The 19,222-nt window shown below is 31.7% G+C and carries 16 protein-coding genes and 3 tRNA genes; 15 read left to right on the top strand and 4 right to left on the bottom strand.

Annotated elements, in window-relative coordinates:
- The 5 genes from KJ849_03045 to clpX form a co-directional block, all read left to right on the top strand.
- The coding region (locus KJ849_03045; protein MBU2599536.1) for a DUF2802 domain-containing protein at nt 1-210 on the top strand (210 nt) is incomplete at its 5' end.
- A 2-nt stretch (nt 211-212) separates the two neighbouring features.
- Nucleotides 213-695, top strand: a complete 483-nt coding sequence (coaD, locus tag KJ849_03040) for a pantetheine-phosphate adenylyltransferase (protein ID MBU2599535.1) — start codon at nt 213-215, stop codon at nt 693-695.
- A gap of 164 nt (nt 696-859) precedes the next feature.
- Nucleotides 860-2,146: a trigger factor gene (tig, locus tag KJ849_03035; GenBank protein MBU2599534.1), complete on the top strand. Its 1,287-nt coding sequence runs from the start codon at nt 860-862 to the stop codon at nt 2,144-2,146.
- A gap of 95 nt (nt 2,147-2,241) precedes the next feature.
- Nucleotides 2,242-2,871: an ATP-dependent Clp endopeptidase proteolytic subunit ClpP gene (gene clpP, locus KJ849_03030; GenBank protein ID MBU2599533.1), complete on the top strand. Its 630-nt coding sequence runs from the start codon at nt 2,242-2,244 to the stop codon at nt 2,869-2,871.
- The gene (gene clpX / locus KJ849_03025) at nt 2,872-4,119 is read left to right on the top strand and encodes an ATP-dependent Clp protease ATP-binding subunit ClpX (protein MBU2599532.1); all 1,248 of its coding nucleotides are present in this window, start codon (nt 2,872-2,874) and stop codon (nt 4,117-4,119) included. It abuts the gene before it with no gap.
- Nucleotides 4,120-4,325: 206 nt separating this feature from the next.
- Here clpX and KJ849_03020 read toward each other — a convergent pair whose 3' ends face one another.
- Complete coding sequence (locus KJ849_03020; GenBank protein ID MBU2599531.1) at nt 4,326-5,591, bottom strand: hypothetical protein; 1,266 nt, start codon at nt 5,589-5,591, stop codon at nt 4,326-4,328.
- A 212-nt stretch (nt 5,592-5,803) separates the two neighbouring features.
- On the bottom strand, nt 5,804-7,036 hold the full coding sequence (locus KJ849_03015) for a putative glycoside hydrolase (protein MBU2599530.1): 1,233 nt from the start codon (nt 7,034-7,036) through the stop codon (nt 5,804-5,806).
- 192 nt (nt 7,037-7,228) lie between these two features.
- Between KJ849_03015 and KJ849_03010 the strand changes: the two genes are divergently transcribed.
- The 10 genes from KJ849_03010 to lsrF all read left to right on the top strand — a co-directional run bounded on the left by KJ849_03010 (nt 7,229) and on the right by lsrF (nt 17,506).
- Complete coding sequence (locus KJ849_03010) at nt 7,229-8,332, top strand: hypothetical protein (protein ID MBU2599529.1); 1,104 nt, start codon at nt 7,229-7,231, stop codon at nt 8,330-8,332.
- Nucleotides 8,333-8,346: 14 nt separating this feature from the next.
- Nucleotides 8,347-9,390: a tetratricopeptide repeat protein gene (locus KJ849_03005; protein ID MBU2599528.1), complete on the top strand. Its 1,044-nt coding sequence runs from the start codon at nt 8,347-8,349 to the stop codon at nt 9,388-9,390.
- A 163-nt stretch (nt 9,391-9,553) separates the two neighbouring features.
- Nucleotides 9,554-12,133, top strand: a complete 2,580-nt coding sequence (locus KJ849_03000) for a hypothetical protein (protein MBU2599527.1) — start codon at nt 9,554-9,556, stop codon at nt 12,131-12,133.
- Between the two features lie 279 nt (nt 12,134-12,412).
- Nucleotides 12,413-12,961 carry an O-acetyl-ADP-ribose deacetylase gene (locus tag KJ849_02995; GenBank protein ID MBU2599526.1) on the top strand — a complete coding sequence of 183 codons (549 nt, stop codon included), beginning with the start codon at nt 12,413-12,415 and terminating at the stop codon, nt 12,959-12,961.
- 163 nt (nt 12,962-13,124) lie between these two features.
- Nucleotides 13,125-15,740, top strand: a complete 2,616-nt coding sequence (gene alaS / locus KJ849_02990) for an alanine--tRNA ligase (GenBank protein ID MBU2599525.1) — start codon at nt 13,125-13,127, stop codon at nt 15,738-15,740.
- A 145-nt stretch (nt 15,741-15,885) separates the two neighbouring features.
- Nucleotides 15,886-16,077 (top strand): hypothetical protein, encoded by a 192-nt coding sequence (locus tag KJ849_02985; protein ID MBU2599524.1) that lies wholly within the window; start codon nt 15,886-15,888, stop codon nt 16,075-16,077.
- A 328-nt stretch (nt 16,078-16,405) separates the two neighbouring features.
- Nucleotides 16,406-16,493: transfer RNA gene (locus KJ849_02980), tRNA-Leu, on the top strand.
- 6 nt (nt 16,494-16,499) lie between these two features.
- Nucleotides 16,500-16,576 (top strand) — tRNA-Arg (locus KJ849_02975).
- Between the two features lie 14 nt (nt 16,577-16,590).
- A tRNA-His gene (locus KJ849_02970) sits at nt 16,591-16,667 on the top strand.
- A 50-nt stretch (nt 16,668-16,717) separates the two neighbouring features.
- Nucleotides 16,718-17,506 carry a 3-hydroxy-5-phosphonooxypentane-2,4-dione thiolase gene (gene lsrF, locus KJ849_02965; protein MBU2599523.1) on the top strand — a complete coding sequence of 263 codons (789 nt, stop codon included), beginning with the start codon at nt 16,718-16,720 and terminating at the stop codon, nt 17,504-17,506.
- Here lsrF and KJ849_02960 read toward each other — a convergent pair.
- Nucleotides 17,503-18,396: a phosphoribosylaminoimidazolesuccinocarboxamide synthase gene (locus KJ849_02960; GenBank protein ID MBU2599522.1), complete on the bottom strand. Its 894-nt coding sequence runs from the start codon at nt 18,394-18,396 to the stop codon at nt 17,503-17,505. The two genes, lsrF and KJ849_02960, sit on opposite strands and share 4 nt — an antisense overlap.
- Nucleotides 18,397-18,408: 12 nt before the next feature.
- Nucleotides 18,409-18,669 carry a hypothetical protein gene (locus KJ849_02955; GenBank protein MBU2599521.1) on the bottom strand — a complete coding sequence of 87 codons (261 nt, stop codon included), beginning with the start codon at nt 18,667-18,669 and terminating at the stop codon, nt 18,409-18,411.
- Nucleotides 18,670-19,222: the final 553 nt, after the last annotated feature.

Raw genomic sequence — 19,222 nt, 5'->3', positions numbered from 1 at the left:
AGCGATCGTTATCAGTTAATTAATAATCTAATTGATAAAGGCTTAACTATTGAAAATAAAGAGAAAGTAAGTTTGTCGGAACCAGGTAGCGATCGTTATCAGTTAATTAATAATCTAATTGATAAAGGCTTAACTATTGAAGAAATAGCCAAGAAAGCCAGATTAAGCCAAAGTGAGATAAAATTAGTTTCTCAGTTAAGAAGAGGATAATTTTGAATAGGATAGCTGTTTATCCAGGAAGTTTCGATCCGGTAACTTATGGGCATTTAGATATTATTAAACGTTCGGTAGAGTTATTTGATCAAGTAATCGTAGCTATCTTAAATAATACTGCAAAAAAATCTCTCTTTACCGTTAATGAACGGTATGAGATGCTGGAAAAAGTAACTTCAGATTTACCTAAGATTCAAGTAGATATATTTAGTGGTCTTTTAGTTGACTACATGGAGAAGATATCTGCCTTTATAATTATCAAAGGATTGCGAGCTATTTCTGATTTTGAACATGAGTTTCAAATGGCTTTAATGAATAAAAAATTAAATTCCAAGGTAGAAACTTTATTTATGATGACTAATGAAAAATATCTATATTTAAGTTCAAGCTCAGTAAAAGAGATTGCCATGTCAAATGGGACTACAATAGATTTTGTTCCTCCATATGTAAGAGACAAACTAAGTGAGAAGTTAAATCAGTAAAGAAAACTATCGACTATCAGCTTTAAGTTCTCTGAAACAAGTCCAGGATTTATTGCTTCCTTTTGTTTTCTTGTCTTAGATAGTAACTTGACACCTGACGGTTAAATGCTCACCATAAAGTTAATTTTTAAATTTTAGTTAAAAAGGAAGGATCTATAGAAGAAATGAAGTTGGAGCCAATTAATAGACCAGAAGAATGCTTATACGAGATTAAAGTTTGGATAGAGGCAGATGAAGTAACTAATGAATTTAATATGAGTTATCAAAACATTAGTCGAGAAACTGTCTGGCCAGGGTTTAGAAAAGGCAAAGTTCCTCGTCATTTATTGGAATTACATTTTAGAAATAAGATAGAAAAAGAAGCCAGTGAAAATTTAATTTCAAAAGCCATTAAAACAGCCTTAAAAGAATATAAGATTACTCCGATTACTTTTCCCTTGATAGAAGAGTTTAATTACAAAAAAGACCAAGATTTATTATTTAAGATAAAGATAGAATATAGACCTAAGGTAAACGTAGAAGAATATTGTAATTTAAGGATAGAAAAAGAAGTTACCAAAGTTACTGACCAACAAATAGAAGAGAGATTGAAGTGGTTACAAGAAAGAGGAGCCACCTTAGAAATTATAGAGGGAAGAGAAGTAAAAGAAAAAGATTTCGTAATTGTTGATTACCAAATATGGGTGGAAGAAGAGTTAATTGAAAAGAACCAACAGTATTTATTAGAGTTATCCAATAAATATGTTTTGACTGATTTAAGAAATGGAATTATCGGCATGCATAAGGACGAAGAGCGGGAATTTGAATTTACCCTACCAAATGAATTTTCTAATAAAAAATATGCTTTAAAAAAAGCCAAAGCTAAAGTTAAATTATTCGAGATAAAAGAAAAAAAATTACCAAGTTTAGATGATGAGTTGGCTAAGGATATTAGTTCTTGTTCTTCTTTAGAGGAACTTAAAGAAAAGATCAGAGAAGAACTAACTAAAGCAGAAGAAAAAAGGAGTAATGTTAATTTAAAAAATAAGATTACTGAACTTATTGCTTCTAAGAATCAAGTTAACTTACCAAAGTCGATGATTGACGTTGAAATCTTAGAATTAAGAAAAAAATTAGTCCATGATTTAAAAGGCTATAATCTATCCTTAGAAAAATTTTTAGAAAATCAAAATCTTTCAGAAGAACAATTTGAAGAAAATTTAAAGGAAAAAGCTAAAAAAAGATTAGTCGAATGGTTTATTTTATATTCTATCGCCGAAAAAGAAAAGATAGAAGTCAGTAAAGATGAAATAGAAGAAAAGATAAGTTCAATATCTCCTGGTTATAAAGAGATTACCACAAAAAATATGGAAGGTAATGACCGATTGGAAATGATAAAAGAAGAAATTAAGATAGCTAAAACTTTAGATTTTTTAATAGCCAAGGCAGATGTACAAGAAGTGCTTAGATGATAAATAAGCGTCAGCTATCAGCTTTTAGTTATTGTGCTGACTGCTGACATCGGACAGCTGAATGATTAAATAATAAAATACTTTAAGGAGGACAAATGGCTTTAATTCCAATGGTAGTGGAGCAAACGGGAAGGGGAGAACGAGGATATGACATATTTTCTCGTCTTTTAAAAGATCGCATCATATTTATTGGCTCAACAATAGATGATGATACCGCTAACTTAATTATCGCTCAGTTATTATATTTAGAAGCTGAGGATCCTAAAAAAGACATTGATTTATATATAAATAATCCTGGAGGTGTAGTGACAGCTGGCTTAGCCATTTACGATACGATGCAATATATCAAATCAGATGTTTCTACTATCTGTATTGGTCAAGCAGCAAGTATGGGGGCATTACTTTTATCGGCAGGGGCTGAAGGAAAAAGGTTTGCCCTTCCTCACGCTCGGATTATGATTCATCAACCATTAGGTGGGGTTCAAGGCCAAGCTACCGATATTGATATTCAAGCAAGGGAAATCATCCGGATGAGAGAAGAGCTAAACAAGATTTTAGTCAAACATACAAATCAATCTTTAGAAAAGATTCAGAGAGATACAGATAGAGACTTCTTCATGACTGCAGAAATAGCAAAAGAATATGGAATAATCGATGAAATTTTGCTTTCTCGTGAAAGCAAAGAAGAAAAAGAAGAAGAAGTTAAAAAGGATGAGGAAAAATAGATGTTAGAATTTGAAAATGAAAAAAATTTACATTGTTCTTTTTGTGGAAAACCTCAAAAAGATGCCAAAAGATTAGTAGCTGGTCAAAAAGTATACATCTGTGACGAATGCGTTCGACTATGTAATGAAATTGTGAATGAAGACTTAGAAGAAGAAAAAGATAGATTTACTTTTAAGCGAGAGATCTTAACTCCTCAGGAAATTAAAGAAAAATTAGATGATTACATTGTAGGTCAAGATAAGGCTAAAAAAGTTTTATCAGTAGCCGTCTATAATCATTATAAAAGATTAAGCCTCAATCTTAAAAAAGGTAATCTGGCTGTTGAAAAAGCAAATATTTTACTAATAGGTCCTACTGGCTCAGGAAAAACCTTATTAGCTAAAACATTATCAGAAATTATTAAAGTTCCTTTCGTTATTGTTGATGCTACCGCTTTAACTGAAGCCGGCTATGTAGGAGAAGACGTAGAAAATATCTTATTACGTCTACTCCAAGTAGCTAACCATGACTTAAAGAAAGCAGAAACAGGCATCATTTATATTGATGAAATAGATAAGATTTCTCGAAAAGGAGATAGTCCTTCTATTACCAGAGATGTTTCAGGAGAAGGAGTCCAACAAGCTTTACTAAAGATTATAGAAGGTTGCATTGCTAATGTTCCTCCTCAGGGAGGTAGAAAGCATCCTCATCAAGAATTTATTCAAATGGATACCACTAATATTCTTTTTATTTGTGGTGGAACTTTTGTAGGCTTAGAGGATATTATTCGACAGCGAGTTTGTAAAAAGCTATTAGGCTTTGGAACTGAGATTAGATTAAAGAAAGAAGAAGATGAAGATGAAGATATCATGAACTATGTCATTCCAGATGATTTACTGAAATATGGATTAATTCCCGAATTTATAGGTCGCCTTCCGGTAATTAGTTGTTTATCTTCTTTAGAAATAGATGATCTCCTTAGGATTTTAGTGGAACCTAAAAATGCTTTAGTTAAACAATATAAGAAATTTTTTGAAATAGAAAAAGTAAAGCTTAAATTTACAGACGAAGCCTTAAAATCTATTGCTAAGCAAGCTATAAAACGAGAAACAGGAGCAAGGGGACTTCGGGCTATTATTGAAAATATAATGTTAGATATTATGTATGAAATACCTTCCTTAAAAGATGTCAAGGAATGTATTATCACTAAAGAAGTGGTGGAGAAAAAGATAAAACCTACCTTAGTTTTAGAAAGAGAAAGTGCCTAAAAGAAGGTAATTAAAGCTGCTTAAAGTCTTTTTAGATGATACTTATTGATCATTATGATAATAATGAAACTTCATTAATGTTATTATTAAAATAAAAAGTTCTATAGTCTTTTTAGATGATACTTATTGATCATTATGATAATAATGAAACTTCATTAATGTTATTATTAAAATAAAAAGTTCTATAGTCTTTTAGATGATGCTTATTAATCATTATGATGATAAGAAACTTCATTAATGTTATTATTAAAATAAGCTTTTAAAAGTTCTCTAGCTACTACGCCAGCTTTTGCTTTCCAACTGTTATAATTGCCTATCATCACAGCGATAGCTATTTGAGGATTATCCACCGGTGCAAACCCTACAAACCAGGTATAGTTTAAGTTACCATTAGAGAGAGAACCTGTCTTTCCTGCTACTTTAATCCAAGGTAAATAAGGTCTACCACCTTTATCGTAAAATGATTTATGAGCATTTCCATCTCCATGAACAGTTTGAATCATCATTTCTTTAATTATCTCGGCGGTAGAAGATAAAATAGGAGCTTTAGCTTCATAAGGTCGATATTCCATAAGGGCATTTCCTTTTTTATCTACAATCTTTTTAATCATGTATGGACTCATCATCTTTCCCTGATTGGCAATAGTAGCTGCAATTAAGGCTCCATGCAAGGGACTCATATTGATACTGCCAAATCCTGCACCCGAAGCAGCAACACTAAATGGTTCATTATCAATGATCGCTGAAGAAATCTCCACCGGCATCTCAAAGTTTAGATTAGAATTAAATCCAAATTTAAACGCATATTCTTTTAAAGGAATAGCCCCAAGGTCTAAGGCTATTTTAGCAAAAGCTGTGTTACAAGATTTAGCCAGAGCATTTGTTACCGTAATGGAACCTGAAGGTACATTAGAAGAATCTCTTATATATTTGTCTCCACACCTAAGCCTACCTGTAGCTTGTAATAGCTCGCTTGGTTTAATAGTACCATATTCAAGGCAAGCAGCTAAGGTGACAATCTTAAATATAGATGCAGCTGGATACCCTGAAGAAAGTGTTAAGTGGAAATCTTTATTAGCATAATTGTCTCCCTGCCCTACCATAGCTAAAACAGCACCAGTAGAAGGTTCAATGGCTACAAAGGCACCTAAAGGAGCATTATATTTTTGAAAGATTTCAAAGCCAGCTTTTTGAAGATGGGGCAAAAAGGTAAAGACTGCTTTTCTTTTATTATCGAGATTTAAGATAACTTCATTTTCTGAGACTTGCCTTAAGAATAAAGGAGAAAGAATTAATTCATTTAGGTATGGTTTAAGAATATCTCTATGACTATAAGTATTATAACTATAGGTATGATAATATTGAAACCCAGCCACTATTACTAAAAAAAATACTAATATTTCAAAACCAACCTTTAGTCTTCTTTTTTTGGAATCAACATTCTTTTGATCTTTTTTTAATATTTTTTTCATCTAATCTTAATTTTCCTTAATTTTAACCTTTCTCTTTTTTAGTTATAATGAGGCATCTGAAAAAGGGATAAAAAGAGAGATTATTCATTACGAATTTATCATTACGAGTTTTAAATTTAAAAAGCTAAATTTGCAATTTAAAATGAATTTATCCTCATCTTACACATTCAGAAGTTAGCTATTCACAGACATCACCTTATTTTGGGCATCTCTTAAATCTTCTTATCATCTAAAATAGCTGAAAATCCTAAGATTCTTATTGTTCTTAAAGAGATCTGCTTGGATAAATCTTCTGTCGGTAAAGGATAGAGGTTTTCTTTGTTTCTTTCCCTGGGAAGCAATACCTCTTCATTTGACATTAATGCTTTTTCAGTATAGCGACAAGAGGGATTCCAAAGAAGCCAACTATTATATCCATGCTTAGAAAGAGCCTTAATTTGAAGTCGTACTTCCTTAGGACCATATTTATGTTTTAGACTAAAATCTTGAAGCCAATTTCTAAGTTTACAATCAATACCTTTAAGTTTTTCTTTGGCAATTTGGGTGCTCAAATCTATGACTTCATAAGGACAAGCATCAGGGTCAGCCAGCTTATATTCTCCTCGATAATAATGGGAAGGATAAACCATGGGGGAGATAAAATCAGCATTTTTAGCTATTTCTACAAAGTCTTGTCCAATGCCAAGGTCACGATTAATAGTAAGCCCAAATACATCTATAGATAAATAACCCTTATTATTGAGTCCTTGTTTGCAAAATTTAACAAACTCACTAATTGCGGTAATGGCCGTCTTATGATCATGAACCCTGCCATACCGACACTGACTAATCTTTCCATCTGAAGGAAATCTAACATAATCAAATTGAACTTCATCAAATCCACGAGAAATAATATCTTTAGCTAAAGCAAAGTTATATTCCCAGACTTCTTTTTGGTATGGGTTGACCCAACAGCATTTTTTCGAATCATACCAGATATTGCCTTTTTCGTCATGGACAGCTAATTCAGGTTTTTTTAAGGCTAACAATTGATCTTTAAAGACACAAATTCTCGCTATCTTATAGAGACGATGAGCATCACATAACTTTATAATTTCACCAATATTTATCCAAGGTTGGATAGCTTTTATCTCTTTACTTAATCTTAGATCGGCTTTATAAGCAATAATACCATCGGTTTCTTTAATATCTATTACTACGGTATTAATTTCAGTTTTATCAGCTAAAGCCATAATTTTTTTAAACGACCGTAAATTAGAGGCTAAATAAGTAGTGATATGAATTCCTTTCACCTCATCAGGCAAAATTTTTATCTTAGGAGTAGAAATAAAAAAAAGAGGTGTTGGGTTTTTTTCTGCTTTAAATACAGCTGGAGAAAAGATGATAAAAAATATAAGGCTAATTTTAATGCTAATTTTAATAAGAAAAAGTTTTTTGGTATTCATTATTTTATGTTAATGATAGTCTTAGGAAGTTAATTTATATTATCTTATCGACAATAATTATTAAATATTTAAGTCAAAAATACTATTTAATAGCTATTATTGTCTTTTTATTTAAAGTTAAATCCTAAAATTATCGATAAAAAGAATAGAGATAAAGCAATAATCTTATAGAGGAGCTTATTCTTTTTAAAGATGAAGATAACACTATTTTATTCCTTCCTTCTTGCTCTTGGGTTATTCTCAATTGATCATCTTTGCTTATCCTTCCTTAAAAAATTTAAAGAGAAGAAAAAGCGTCAAGATAAAAAAAATTCTTTTAAAAATAAGGATTTTTTAAAGCCAAATGATACAAATAATAATATCATCGTTGATGATCCCTTGCAATCTATAGAGATGGGACATCATTATGAAGTTAATTGTATGCCTAAAGAAGCCATTAAGTACTATGAAAAAGCTATAAAAGGTGGAGCTAAAAAACAAGTAGTCTATTATTTTTTACATAGAGTGTACGAAGAAGAGAAGATGTATGACCAGCTTGTCAATTTATGTAATGATATTTCAAAAGAAGACCCACATGATTTAATGATCAATGAAAGTTTATACTATTTTTATCAAAGAAGAGAAAATCCAGATATTGAAAAGGCTTATTATTATTTTAAACAAGTTAAAAAGATTGAAAAGATTAATAAGATGATGATTATTGCTCTGGAAGAAGAAAAAAATAGAAGACTGGAAGAAGCTATTAAAAAGTATAAAGAAATAATCAATTTTGATCCTAGTTATAGTCCCGGCTATAAGAAATTAGCTAATTTGTACAGAAGAAATGGAAGTCTTAAATCAGCTATAAAAAATTATGAAGTAGCTATTAAGATAAATCCTCAAGATCTTTATTCTAAACTCTGGCTGGGGATAATTTTAGGAATGAAAGAAAGAAAAGAAGAGGCCCAAATCTTATTAAATGAAGTTATATCTACTAATTTAGAGAATAATTTTCTTCAGACGGTAGCTTATTATGTAATGGACTATTTAGAAAGTAACCACGGTCATGATAACTTTAAAATAATATTTGAAGATAAGTTAAGCAATATCATCAATGAACTTGAAGAAGAAACATCTCATCATCCTTCTGACTTTAAAATATATTGGAGGTTAGGAATAATTTACTTCCTAAAAGAGATGTTTAGTGAAATGAAGCAAAAATTTGAAAAGGTTATTAATATTAATCCTCTTTCTAATGAAGCAAAATTTGCTTATGGTTTAATAAATTCTCTCCCTTGTTTAATTAAACAAACTTGATCGGTAAATACTAAATGACCAGAGATAATGAAGAAAAAACTTCAAAGAATCAAGAAAGACTAAATGATAGATTAATTTCTATCTACGAAAAAGCCCTACAGAGAGATCCTAATGATAAATTGATCTATATTGACTTAGGTAATCTTTATGAAGAAAAAGGTCTGTCCAAAAAAGCTATTGAATTATATGAAAAGGCTATTAAATTAGGCACTGATGAAAGTCTAATTAATCATCTTTTAGTAAGAGTATATGAAGAAGAAGGGGCATATGAAAAAGCTATTGTTATTTATGAAAAAATATTAAATAAGGATCCATATAATATTATTGCTACTGAAGGCTTACCACGATTATATTTAAAGTTAAAAAATCCTGCCCTTGATCAAGCTAAAGATATGATAGAAAGAGTCAGAGCTATTAATTTAGTCAATGATTTGAGGCAGATGGCTGAAGAAAAAGAAAGACAAAGCCTATATGACTCAGCCGTAGAGATCTATAGACAAATAATAAAGATTGATCCTGATTATTTGTTAGCTTATCATAGGATAGCTAAGGTATATCGTTTTAAAGGAGATACAACCAAGGCTATTAGATTTTATGAAATAGCCATTAAACTCAATAAAGAGGATTATCTTTCTTATTTATGGTTAGGTATTTTAGATGCCCTTTTTCTAAACAAAGGGAAAGCTATGGAAAGATTAGAGAAAGTGATCAATAATTCACCAAATAAAGATATTAAAAATATAGCCTTTAGTGTATATAATTACCTAAAGAGCGAAGCATATGTAAAAGGCAACCAAGAAGATCAAGTCGTTAGTTTAAGAACAAAAGGACAAGGAATAGAAAAGAGTTTGTATAAATATAAAGAAATTTTAAGGAGTAATAAAGATACCTGGCTTACTCATTTCTACTTAGGAACTTGTTACTTTATTAAAGGTTTATACAATAAAGCTGAAATAGAATTTAAGATTTTACAAAAGATTAATCCCCAAAGCGAAGAAGCCAGATTAATTTCTTCAATAAAAAATAGTGCCAATGACCTCACCATTCTTGAGGAGTAAATTTTTAGGAGATCTGTTCTTCATTAAAAAGCTATATTATAGTAGTTATTAACGAAAACTAGACATAGGAAATAATACCGAGTAATAAAAGATAAACTCGTTGGTACTCAATTAATTTGCTCTATGTCAAATTTTCATTAATAAGTGCTACAGGAGGGTATGATTGAATAAGTTAACTTTAAACCCGGTCACAAATTTAGAAGAATTTGTAGGTCGGAAGCAATATTTAGACATGTTCGAAAAGTACATTCATAGCTTCAATTTTTTAATCTTAGGAGAAGATGGCCTTGGAAAATCTTCCTTCTTGAGGTTATTAGAAGAATCATGTTATCAACGTAACTTAGTTACTTGTAAAATGAAAGTACATGAAAGAGAATCTATCCAAAGCTTTGCTAAAAGGTTTTATGAAACAGTAAATCCTTTAATTCCATTACCAAAAACTCCTAAGAAAAAACAGACTATTATCAACTATTTTAAAGAAAGTACTATTTGGTGGGGGAATTATTTTAAAGAATATTTCCAGAAAAATTTTTATAGGGTAAGGGAAGGTGCTAAAAAGGAAATGGAAGAAAGCTCTTCTGACTATCTTCCTAGTTTTAAACAATATTTAACCAATATCAATGAAAACTTAGACCAAAATACGGTTGTTTTTATAGACGACATTCATTCAATAGAATCCACGGCTTTAATAATTTCTACGATGAAGAATTTATTATGGACAAATTTTGACAAGGTAAAATATGTCTTATTTGTTAATCATAAAACTTTGCCTTCTAATCAAAGAGAAAAGTTTATCTATCTTTCTAAAAATAAACCTGTCCAACATATAGAATTGTTAGTCTTTAGCGAAGAAGAGGCCAGAGCTTATATTATTCGTAACTCTAAACGAAGAAAGGTCGAAATTAGCGAGGGTGTTATCAATAAGATTCTTACCTTGTCTGGTCGTTATCCATATTACTTAAATATTCTCTGTTATCTTATCTTTAAAAATATTGGAGAAAAAAATAACATTACCGAATCAGAGATAAATGAAAAAATTGGCCAGGTAGAGGATAAAAATAAATATAATGAATACTTATATAATTTATTAGATGGTCAAAGAAAGATCGCCATAGAAAAGATTGCCCAATCTTCCAGAGGATTAAGTAAGAATGTATTGAAAGAATATCTAGACATAAATATGAATAATCAAAAGCTGGAAGAGCTAATTCAAAATTTAGAAGAAGATAGTTATTTAAGAAGAGAAGATGATTTGTTAGTAATCTTTCACCCTATCTTTGCAGATTTTGTAAGAAAGATAACCAAAGGGGAACCAAAAGAAGAATTTTTATCAAGAGAAGCTTTTGATAAAGCCAAGGAAGATGAAATAACATTAGAACCAGAAGAAATTATTAAAGATCAAGAAGAGATAAAGGAAAAAGGAATATCTAGAGAAGACCTGAAAGATACAGAATTAGAAGAAAACTTTAGAGAAAGAAAGGTTAATCTAGCTAAAGTATCTCTTGATGATCAAAGAGAAGTATTTACTGTTGAGCAAGAAAAGATGAAAGAAGAGGAAGAAGAAGAGGAGAAAGAAATAAATAAGAAAGAAGGAAAGAAAGCTGAAGCCAACCGGTTATGCAATCGAATTAAAGAATATTGCCTTAAGGCTATTTCCACAACTAAGGATGTTTATTGGAAATCGTTATATTATGTGGATATTGCTGATTGTTTGAAAAAAGTTGGTAGATTTGAAGAGGCTTCAGATTATTTAATTAGAGCTTCTGAGTTTACTGATAATGAGGAAGAAAAAGCTAAGTTAATTTTAAAAGCCAGGGAATATTTAGTAGAGACTAAAAAGAATGGAGCAGAAGGATTATTAGAAAAAGCTCTAAAGATTTATCTGGATGCTTCTACTAAAACTTCTGAAATATATTGGAAGGCAAAATATCAATGGAAGGTAGCTGAATGCTTACTTTTATTAAACCAAAGAGATGAAGCTGAAAAATTAGCTAAAGAGGCTATTGATTACTTTGTAGAAACAGCTAAGATTACAGATGACCTTTATTGGAAAGCTGATTATTATCGCCAAGCAGCCAATTGCCTAAAGAGACTAGGAAAAGTAGAAGAGTGTCAAGAAATGAGTGAGACTATTATTAATTATTACTATAGGGCTATTGAAAAAGTAGTTGGTGATTATTGGAAAGCAAAATATACTTATGATGTCGCTGAGTTTATTGAAGAAAATGGCCAAATAGAAAAAGCTTATGACTTATATCATCAGTCAGCTAATCTTTATCTCCAAGCTTCAAAGAGGGCTAATGATCCAATTCGCAAGGTAGAAGACCTTCAACTTTCCTCGAAATGCTTAACTAAGATTGGCAAAGCTCGCGAAGCAGAAAAAGCATGCGAAGAGATTACTAAACTTTACCTAAAAACTATTAAAGATATTGAAGATGCAAACTTAAGAGCCAAAAGTCTTAAGAGCATTGGAGATGCTTACAAAAGTATTGGAAAATTAAGTGAAGCTTTAGGTTACTATCTTGATGCCTCTAAAGCTATTGTAGAACCAGCAGAAGAAGCTTGCTATCTATCTTTAGCGGTAAAATGTTTAGTCGAATTAAATCGTTATAAAGATGCTGAAAAAATCTCTCGAGAAGCTATTAAAAACTTTAAAGAAGCTTCCGGTACTACCTCTGATTTTTACTGGAAAGCCAAGTACTTAAAGAATGCCTTAGAAGTGTTATTAGAAATCCCCTCTTAGTAAAAAAACAAATACTAACCTCAGACTTCTTTTTAATCAAAATTATATACTTTTCTAATCTTTTCCATTACTTTCCAGGTATAATGAGAATTGCTGAGAATAGCTGATAAATTTATTTACATGTCTTTATATATGGCTTATAATACTTAAAAAATGGAGATAAAAGAAGGATAAGATTTATGAAGAAGAAGATTAATAATTCTATGATCAAACTTACTCAAGGTGATATTACTAAAATTAAAAGATGGAGATAATGGAGATAAAAGAAGGATAAGATTTATGAAGAAGAAGATTAATAATTCTATGATCAAACTTACTCAAGGTGATATTACTAAAGAAGAAGTTGAGATAATTGTTAATGCAGCTAATTCTAATTTAATGGGGGGCGGTGGCGTTGATGGAGCTATTCATCGAGCTGGTGGGCCGGAAATTCTATCTGAATGTAAAGAAATTTGCCATAAACAAGGAAAGCTTCCTCCCGGAAAAGCAGTAGCTACCAAGGCAGGAAATTTAAGAGCTAAATATGTTATCCATACGGTTGGTCCTATTTATATTGATGGCCATAAAGGCGAGCCAGAGCTTTTAGAGAGTTGTTATCGAGAAAGCTTAAAACTTGCCAAAGAAAAAGGTTGCCAAGTAGTGGCTTTTCCTTCCATAAGCACCGGGGCATATGGGTATCCCCTGGATGAAGCTGCTAAGATTGCTCTAAACACCATAGCTCTTTTTTTAAAGGAAGATTCCTTTATTCAAGAAGTAAGAGTGGTTTTATTTAACAGCGAAGCCTTTAATACTTTCAAAAAAGCTTTAGAAAACATAAGTGTTATTTAATTAATTGAATAGGAATTTAAAATAATTTCCCCTTTATGGGGTGAGAGCTAAGAAATACGAAGAAGTCCTCGCATTTCGGAGCGTCATAGGGCGAAGCCTTGTGGAGAATAGTTCTGAGCATTAGCAGAGGGCTATCTTGCCAAAGAGCAACTTGAGGGTAATCATGAAGAGCAAAGAGATAAGAGAGAGATTTTTAAGCTATTTTTCTCAAAGAGGTCATACCGTTAAAGAAAGTGCTTCTTTAATTCCCAATGACCCTAATCTTCTTTTTACTATTGCTGGTATGGTTCCTTTTAAGCCGCTTTTTTTAGGAAGAGTAAACCCCCTTCCTTTTACCAGAGCAGCTTCTTCTCAACGTTGCCTAAGAACCAATGATATTGAAAATGTTGGATATACGGCTCGACACCATACTTTCTTTGAAATGTTAGGAAATTTCTCTTTTGGAGATTATTTTAAAGAAGAAGCTATTTTGTGGGGATGGGAATTTTTGACCAAAGAATTATCATTACCTAAAGAACGATTATGGGTATCTATTTACTTAGATGATGAAGAGGCATATTCTATCTGGAAAAAATTTATACCCGAAGATCGCATTATCTGTTTAGGCGAAGAAAGTAATTTTTGGAAGATGGGCGATACCGGTCCTTGTGGCCCTTGTAGTGAAATATTATACGATCAAGGACCTCAAGTAAGTTGCGGAAAGAGTAATTGCGGGCCATCTTGTGATTGTGATCGCTTTTTAGAGTTGTGGAATTTAGTTTTTACCCAATATGACCGTCTTGATGATGGCACTCTCCTTTCCTTGCCAAAAAAGAACATCGATACTGGGATGGGGTTAGAAAGGCTCACGGCCGTGATCCAGAAAAAACTTAATAACTTTGAGACAGATCTTTTTATGCCTATTATAGAAGAAATTTCCCAGTTGTCTAAAAAGACTTATGGAAAAGACAAAAAACAAGATGTGGCCTTTAAAATTATTTCTGATCATTTAAGAGCCATAACCTTCTTAATCTTTGATGGAGTCATTCCTACTAACGAAGGTAGAGGATATGTCTTACGATCTCTTATCCGTCGAGCTATAAGACAAGGCAAAATATTAAACTTACCAGACTTATTTCTTTATAAATTAGTCTTTATGACCATAAAGACTTTCTCTATATCCTTCCTTAGTAAAGAGAGAGAAGATATTAGTAAAGTAGTAAAGACAGAAGAAGAGAAGTTTTCCAAAACCTTAGATACAGGGCTTAAGATTTTAGAAGAAATAATGATAAATTGTGAAAAAAAAGACTTAAGAATAATTCCAGGAGATGAAGTATTTAAACTCTATGATACTTATGGATTTCCTATGGATTTAACGGCAGATATAGCTAAAGAACATAACTTGAGAATTAATACTGAAGAATTTAAAAGACTTATGGAGGAACAAAAGAAGAAAGCTAAAGCTGCTAAAGTAGTAGAAGATGATAGAGTGGGTAAATATATATCTCCCCAAGAAGTGAAATTTGTAGGATATGAAAATTGTAAGAAAATAGCCAGAGTAATAAATATCTTTAAGAACAAAGAAGAAGTAAGGGAGGCTTTAAAAGGAGATGAAGTAGAATTAATTTTAGATGTTACTCCATTTTACGGAGAATCTGGAGGTCAAATAGGTGATAGCGGTTTTATTTATAATGAAAAGGTAAGAATTAAAGTAGAAGATACTCAAAAGATTAATAGTCTCATTATTCATAAAGGTAAAGTAGAAGAAGGTCAACTTAAATTAGATGAAAAGATCTTCGCTGAAATTGACCAACTTAGAAGATTAAAGATTACTAAAAATCATACAACTACTCATTTACTCCAAGCTGCTCTCCGTCAAGTTTTAGGAAAACATGTTAAACAATCAGGTTCTTTAGTAGAAGATAAACGTTTAAGATTTGATTTTACTCATCCTTCTTCATTAACCATTCGAGAATTAGAAAGAATAGAAAGAATAGTTAATGAAAAGATATGGGAAAATCTCTTAGTAGAAACTTTTGAGGAAGAGATAGAAGAAGCCAAAGAAAAAGGAGCCATAGCTTTATTCCAAGAAGAGTATAGTAAAATAGTTAGGGTAGTAAAAATAGGTAATTTTAGTTTAGAGCTATGTGGAGGAACCCATGTAAAGAAGACCAGTGAAATTTGTCTTTTTAAATTAATAACTGAATTGGCGGTAGCAGCAGGCATTAGAAGAATTGAGGGTATTACCGAAGCTGATGCTTACCAAACCACAAAGCTACAAGAGCAGAGTTTATCTGAAATATCTGAAAAACTAAAAAGTAAACCCGAAGATCTGGTTTCCAAGATAGAAACTTTAATTTGCAAAAATAGAGAATTAGAAAAAGAGAACTCTTCTCTAATGTTTAAACTATTTCTCACTAATTTAAATGATCTATTAAAACAAAAAGAAGAGATGGGGGGAGTCTCAGTTATTTCTACCTTAGTTAAAGATGTAGATATTAATCTTCTCCGTCAAGCTTCTGATATCTTAGTTGAAAAGTTACCCCAAGGGGAAAAGATAGTTATTTTGGCGGCTATTAAAGAAGATAAGATATGTTGGGTCTGTAAAGTTAGTGAAAATCTTACTAAAAAGATTCATGCGGGGAAGTTAATTAACGAGGTGGCTAAGATTACTGAGGGTGCGGGGGGAGGAAAAGCAGATATGGGTCAAGCAGGAGGAAGGGACTCCTCTAAAATCTCTCAAGCTATAAAAGAGAGCAAAAAGATGATTGCGGAGATGTTAAAAGAAAAAGAAGAATAAATTAGGTTTTTTTAGTATTTATTCCTTAAAAAAATGCTAAATATTTTAAGACATTTTGCCGATAAGATAAGTAGCTCTTAAATTTTAAGTCATGGATGACTCAAAATAAATCTTACTTATATCAAATACAAGGAGGTGGAAAGTTATGACTTCTGCAATATCCAATGTAAATCTTCAAGTTTTTTCTTTACTTAAGGCTCTAACCGAAGCAAGCAAGGCTTCCCAGTTGGTCATGGAAGAGGCTAACAAGGAAAAGGTTAGTTCTGATAAAAGTGCAACTTTAGATAAAACTGCAAAAGATGAAGCTTTTGAAACTACAATAAATATGTTGGGTTAATCGGTTCATTTTTTAATAGATTATCTTTTAGATTATCTTTTTAAAATTAGAAGCAAGAAATTAAGAAAAATTTACACTCCTTTCTGAGATTGGTGTATTTACTCACTTCTTAATTTCTTGCTTTTTTATTTACTCCTTATCTTTCAACGCCTTACAACAATTACTCCACAATAATTACGAATGACCCATAATTTTCATAATTAGAATTGCTATTTATTCTTGACTATGTCTTGCTTTTGTGGTATTTATTTGTCATTAAAGTACTAGATGGATAGCTATCTCGATATCTTAAAAGGATTGACCTTACATTTAACAAGGGCAACTATAAGCGAGGGTGGCGGAATTGGCAGACGCGCTAGACTTAGGATCTAGTGGGATAATATCCTATGCGGGTTCAACTCCCGCCTCTCGCACCAAAATAAGCGCCTGTAGCTCAGTTGGACAGAGCAACTGCCTTCTAAGCAGTGGGTCAGGGGTTCGAATCCCTTCAGGCGTGCCAGATACTAATTTATGGTGGGCGTAGCTCAGGCGGTTAGAGCACTAGGTTGTGGCCCTAGAGGCCGGGGGTTCAAGTCCCCTCGCTCACCCCATATTTAAAGATAGATTTTCTTGACTTTAAGACTAAAATTAGGAGGTAATTATGGATTGGGGAATGAAAAATCGTCTTTCTCAGTTAATTCAAAGCGATGGTAAATGTATGTTTATGCCTATAGATCATGGTTATTTCTTAGGTCCTACCAGAAATTTAGAAAAACCAGGAGAGACTATTAAGCCACTTCTCCCTTACTTTGATGCTTTATTTGTCACCAGAGGAGTTTTACGTTCTTGCTTAGACCCAACAAATATCAAACCCATTATTCTTAGAGTTTCTGGAGGAACAAGCATTATAGGAAAAGATTTAGCTAATGAAATAATCACTACTTCTATTAAAGACGCTCTTCGTCTTAATGTCGCAGCTTTAGGAATCTCTATTTTTATTGGAAGTGATTATGAAAAAGAAACTTTATCTAATTTAGCTAATTTAATTAATGAAGCAGAAGAATATGGCCTTCCGGTGATGGCAGTAACAGCGGTAGGCAAAGAATTAGAAAAGCGAGATGCTCGTTACCTTGCCTTGTGTTGTCGTATTGCAGCAGAATTAGGAGCCAAGGTAGTTAAGACATATTGGTGTGAAAACTTTGAGAAAGTAATTCAAAGTTGCCCTGTGCCAGTGGTAATAGCCGGTGGCCCTAAAACAGAGACCAATTATGAAGTATTTGAATTTATATATGATGGTTTGCAAAAAGGAGCAATTGGTGTAAACTTAGGGAGGAATATCTGGCAAGATCAACATCCCGTCGCTATGATTAAAGCGCTACGAGCTATTATCCATAACACTGCCACTCCTAAAGAAGCAGATGAAATATATAAGAGCGAACAAAGGTCTTAACTATTAAACTCTTCTCCAGTGATTATCTCATAAGCTCTTTTATATTTATGAGAAATTTCTTTTGTTACCCACTCAGGTAACACCGGAGCAGGTGGCTCCATATTCCAATTTATACTTTCTAGATAGTCTCTAATAAATTGCTTGTCAAAGCTTTTCTGGGATTGACCAGGAAGGTATTTATCTTTTGACCAAAATCGAGAGGAGTCAGGAGTAAGAATTTCATCTATTAATACTATTTTATCTCCAATTAATCCAAACTCAAACTTGGTATCAGCAATAATTAATCCTTTCGGTTCAACTTTGCAGCAAGCAAATTTATATAACTTAATACTGATCTCTTTAAGCTTTTCTATTAAGTCTCTACCTACTATTTGAGCTGTTTCTTCTAGGGAAATATTTAGGTCATGACCAGATTTGGCTTTAGTTGCAGGAGTAAAAATTATTTCTGGAAGTTTTTCTGATTCTTTAAGACCTGGGGGAAGTTTTATCCCGCAGATAGATTGAGATTCTTGATATTCTTTCCAGGAGGAACCTGATAAATATCCTCTTACTACGCATTCAATTTCAATCAGAGAAGCTTTTTTTACCAACATGGCTCTATCTTTTAATAGCTCTTGATAAACTTTAACTTCTTGGGGAAATAACTCTACATCTGTAGTAATTAAATGATTATTAACAATCTCTTTAGTTTGATTAAACCAATAAAGAGAGATTTTAGTTAAGATTTTACCTTTGTCAGGAATTCCATTTGGCAAGATTACATCAAAAGCAGAAATGCGGTCGGTAGCTACTATTAAGAGTTTGTCTTCTAAGTCAAAAACCTCTCTTACTTTTCCTTTTTTATATATCTTTAAGTTTATATCTTTTAATTCTCTTAAGATACTACTCATCAATGCCTCCTTTTAGTTTAGATATATCTTATCTTCTTTGGCTTCTTTATTAGAAGTAAAATTAAAACTTACATTTTTTGAAGCATTACATAACTCTTCTAATGAAATACCTAATTCATCAGCTGATTCTACATAAAAATTTAAGATCTTTTTTAATCGATAAATAGCTTCCTCGATACTCTTGCCACAACCATAAACATCTAATTTAGGGCAAGAAGCAATATAAGCATCTCTTTCTTCTTCTTTTTTAAATACTTCTATCACTAATTCCATAAGTATCTCCATTTTGTATATTTTAGCTTCTTCTATAGCACTTATTAATGAAAATTTGACCTAGAGCAAATTAATTTAACTCCAAGCAAGTTTATCTTTTATTGCTCGGTGTTATTTCCTAACTATAAGGTTTTTATTAATAACTACTATATTTAAAAAAAAGAAGATTTACCTTAACTTAAAAATATAATCGACAAATAATTATTATATCTTTAAAGATTTCTATTAAAAATTTTTTATAGAACCTACTTAATTAAGAATTGTCATATTCTTATAGCCCAACATTTGGGAAATAGTTATCTTAAGAACGGAAATTTAGATTATAAGGGTTTCAAAAACTACCTTTTAATAAAAAGTTACTCTAATTACAAGAAAACAACATCACTCCAATTCGTTTAAAAACACTGTAACAGCAAAATGAAAATGTCCTAATCTGGCAAAATGAAAATGTCCTGTTTAAGGATGTAAAATATCCCTCAAAAAAGGAGGGAGAAATGGAAGAAAAGGACATTTTCGAAATGAGCAAAAAAGAGTGGGCAAGATTAAAGGTGGT

It is taken from the genome of bacterium (assembly GCA_018830565.1).
Classification (GTDB): Bacteria; UBA9089; JAHJRX01; order JAHJRX01; family JAHJRX01; genus JAHJRX01.
This window is presented reverse-complemented; position numbering and strand designations above follow the sequence as displayed.

Excerpts from the sequence above, each read along its gene's own strand:
- alaS (MBU2599525.1), top strand. The coding sequence starts at position 13,125 with ATGAAGAGCAAAGAGATAAGAGAGAGATTTTTAAGCTATTTTTCTCAA.
- KJ849_03020 (MBU2599531.1), bottom strand. The coding sequence starts at position 5,591 with ATGAAAAAAATATTAAAAAAAGATCAAAAGAATGTTGATTCCAAAAAA.
- lsrF (MBU2599523.1), top strand. The coding sequence starts at position 16,718 with ATGGATTGGGGAATGAAAAATCGTCTTTCTCAGTTAATTCAAAGCGAT.
- KJ849_02995 (MBU2599526.1), top strand. The coding sequence starts at position 12,413 with ATGAAGAAGAAGATTAATAATTCTATGATCAAACTTACTCAAGGTGAT.
- KJ849_02955 (MBU2599521.1), bottom strand. The coding sequence starts at position 18,669 with ATGGAATTAGTGATAGAAGTATTTAAAAAAGAAGAAGAAAGAGATGCT.
- KJ849_02985 (MBU2599524.1), top strand. The coding sequence starts at position 15,886 with ATGACTTCTGCAATATCCAATGTAAATCTTCAAGTTTTTTCTTTACTT.
- KJ849_03005 (MBU2599528.1), top strand. The coding sequence starts at position 8,347 with ATGACCAGAGATAATGAAGAAAAAACTTCAAAGAATCAAGAAAGACTA.
- KJ849_02960 (MBU2599522.1), bottom strand. The coding sequence starts at position 18,396 with ATGAGTAGTATCTTAAGAGAATTAAAAGATATAAACTTAAAGATATAT.
- tig (MBU2599534.1), top strand. The coding sequence starts at position 860 with ATGAAGTTGGAGCCAATTAATAGACCAGAAGAATGCTTATACGAGATT.
- KJ849_03010 (MBU2599529.1), top strand. The coding sequence starts at position 7,229 with ATGAAGATAACACTATTTTATTCCTTCCTTCTTGCTCTTGGGTTATTC.
- clpX (MBU2599532.1), top strand. The coding sequence starts at position 2,872 with ATGTTAGAATTTGAAAATGAAAAAAATTTACATTGTTCTTTTTGTGGA.
- KJ849_03015 (MBU2599530.1), bottom strand. The coding sequence starts at position 7,036 with ATGAATACCAAAAAACTTTTTCTTATTAAAATTAGCATTAAAATTAGC.
- clpP (MBU2599533.1), top strand. The coding sequence starts at position 2,242 with ATGGCTTTAATTCCAATGGTAGTGGAGCAAACGGGAAGGGGAGAACGA.